General features: G+C 52.4%; 1 rRNA gene. It reads right to left on the bottom strand.

Annotation, left to right across the window (positions count from 1 at the left end):
• Positions 1-2: 2 nt before the first annotated feature.
• Positions 3-2,533: ribosomal RNA gene (locus ACTNDN_RS24620) — 23S ribosomal RNA — on the bottom strand; the annotation flags it as partial.

Raw genomic sequence — 2,533 nt, 5'->3', positions numbered from 1 at the left:
TTTTAGTTAAGTCCTCGATCTATTAGTATCAGTCAGCTCCACATGTCGCCACGCTTCCACCTCTGACCTATCAACCTGATCATCTTTCAGGGATCTTACTAGCTTACGCTATGGGAAATCTCATCTTGAGGGGGGCTTCATGCTTAGATGCTTTCAGCACTTATCCCTTCCGCACATAGCTACCCAGCGATGCCTTTGGCAAGACAACTGGTACACCAGCGGTGCGTCCATCCCGGTCCTCTCGTACTAAGGACAGCTCCTCTCAAATTTCCTACGCCCACGACGGATAGGGACCGAACTGTCTCACGACGTTCTGAACCCAGCTCGCGTACCGCTTTAATGGGCGAACAGCCCAACCCTTGGGACCGACTACAGCCCCAGGATGCGATGAGCCGACATCGAGGTGCCAAACCTCCCCGTCGATGTGGACTCTTGGGGGAGATAAGCCTGTTATCCCCGGGGTAGCTTTTATCCGTTGAGCGATGGCCCTTCCATGCGGAACCACCGGATCACTAAGCCCGACTTTCGTCCCTGCTCGACTTGTAGGTCTCGCAGTCAAGCTCCCTTGTGCCTTTACACTCTACGAATGATTTCCAACCATTCTGAGGGAACCTTTGGGCGCCTCCGTTACTTTTTAGGAGGCGACCGCCCCAGTCAAACTGCCCACCTGACACTGTCTCCCACCCCGATAAGGGGTGCGGGTTAGAATGTCAATACAGCCAGGGTAGTATCCCACCAATGCCTCCACCGAAGCTAGCGCTCCGGCTTCCAAGGCTCCTACCTATCCTGTACAAGCTGTACCAAAATTCAATATCAGGCTGCAGTAAAGCTCCACGGGGTCTTTCCGTCCTGTCGCGGGTAACCTGCATCTTCACAGGTACTATAATTTCACCGAGTCTCTCGTTGAGACAGTGCCCAGATCGTTACACCTTTCGTGCGGGTCGGAACTTACCCGACAAGGAATTTCGCTACCTTAGGACCGTTATAGTTACGGCCGCCGTTTACTGGGGCTTCAATTCAGAGCTTCGCGCGAACGCTAACCCCTCCTCTTAACCTTCCAGCACCGGGCAGGTGTCAGCCCCTATACTTCGCCTTGCGGCTTCGCAGAGACCTGTGTTTTTGCTAAACAGTCGCCTGGGCCTATTCACTGCGGCTCTCGCAGGCTTGCACCCGCAAGAGCACCCCTTCTCCCGAAGTTACGGGGTCATTTTGCCGAGTTCCTTAACGAGAGTTCTCTCGCTCACCTTAGGATTCTCTCCTCGCCTACCTGTGTCGGTTTGCGGTACGGGCACCATCAATCTCGCTAGAGGCTTTTCTTGGCAGTGTGGAATCAGGAACTTCGGTACTATATTTCCCTCGCCGTCACAGCTCCGCTTATGTGGTAATGGGATTTGCCTCATTACCGGCCTAACTGCTTGGACGTGCTAATCCAACAGCACGCTTACCCTATCCTCCTGCGTCCCCCCATTGCTCAAATGATTGAAAGGTGGTACAGGAATATCAACCTGTTGTCCATCGCCTACGCTTTTCAGCCTCGGCTTAGGTCCCGACTAACCCTGAGCGGACGAGCCTTCCTCAGGAAACCTTAGGCATTCGGTGGATGAGATTCTCACTCATCTTTCGCTACTCATACCGGCATTCTCACTTCTAAGCGCTCCACCAGTCCTTACGGTCTAGCTTCAACGCCCTTAGAACGCTCTCCTACCACTGACATCATTAGATGTCAATCCACAGCTTCGGTGATACGTTTAGCCCCGGTACATTTTCGGCGCAGAGTCACTCGACCAGTGAGCTATTACGCACTCTTTAAATGGTGGCTGCTTCTAAGCCAACATCCTGGTTGTCTAAGCAACTCCACATCCTTTTCCACTTAACGTATACTTTGGGACCTTAGCTGGTGGTCTGGGCTGTTTCCCTCTTGACCACGGATCTTATCACTCGTAGTCTGACTCCCAAGAATAAGTATTTGGCATTCGGAGTTTGTCTGAATTCGGTAACCCGATGGGGGCCCCTAGTCCAAACAGTGCTCTACCTCCAATACTCTAAATCTTGAGGCTAGCCCTAAAGCTATTTCGGAGAGAACCAGCTATCTCCAAGTTCGATTGGAATTTCTCCGCTACCCACACCTCATCCCCGCACTTTTCAACGTGCGTGGGTTCGGGCCTCCATCCAGTGTTACCTGGACTTCACCCTGGACATGGGTAGATCACCTGGTTTCGGGTCTACAACCACATACTATTTCGCCCTATTCAGACTCGCTTTCGCTGCGGCTCCGTCTTATCAACTTAACCTCGCATGTAATCGTAACTCGCCGGTTCATTCTACAAAAGGCACGCTATCACCCATAAATGGGCTCTAACTACTTGTAGGCACACGGTTTCAGGATCTATTTCACTCCCCTTCCGGGGTGCTTTTCACCTTTCCCTCACGGTACTGGTTCACTATCGGTCACTAGGGAGTATTTAGCCTTGGGAGATGGTCCTCCCTGCTTCCGACGGGATTTCTCGTGTCCCGCCGTACTCAGGATACACTC

Origin of the sequence: Niallia sp. HCP3S3_B10, assembly GCF_052064465.1 — a bacterium.
Taxonomy (GTDB): Bacteria; Bacillota; Bacilli; order Bacillales; family Cytobacillaceae; genus Niallia; species Niallia hominis.
The sequence above is the reverse complement of the archived record's forward strand: the minus strand, read 5'-3'. Positions and strand labels throughout refer to the sequence as shown.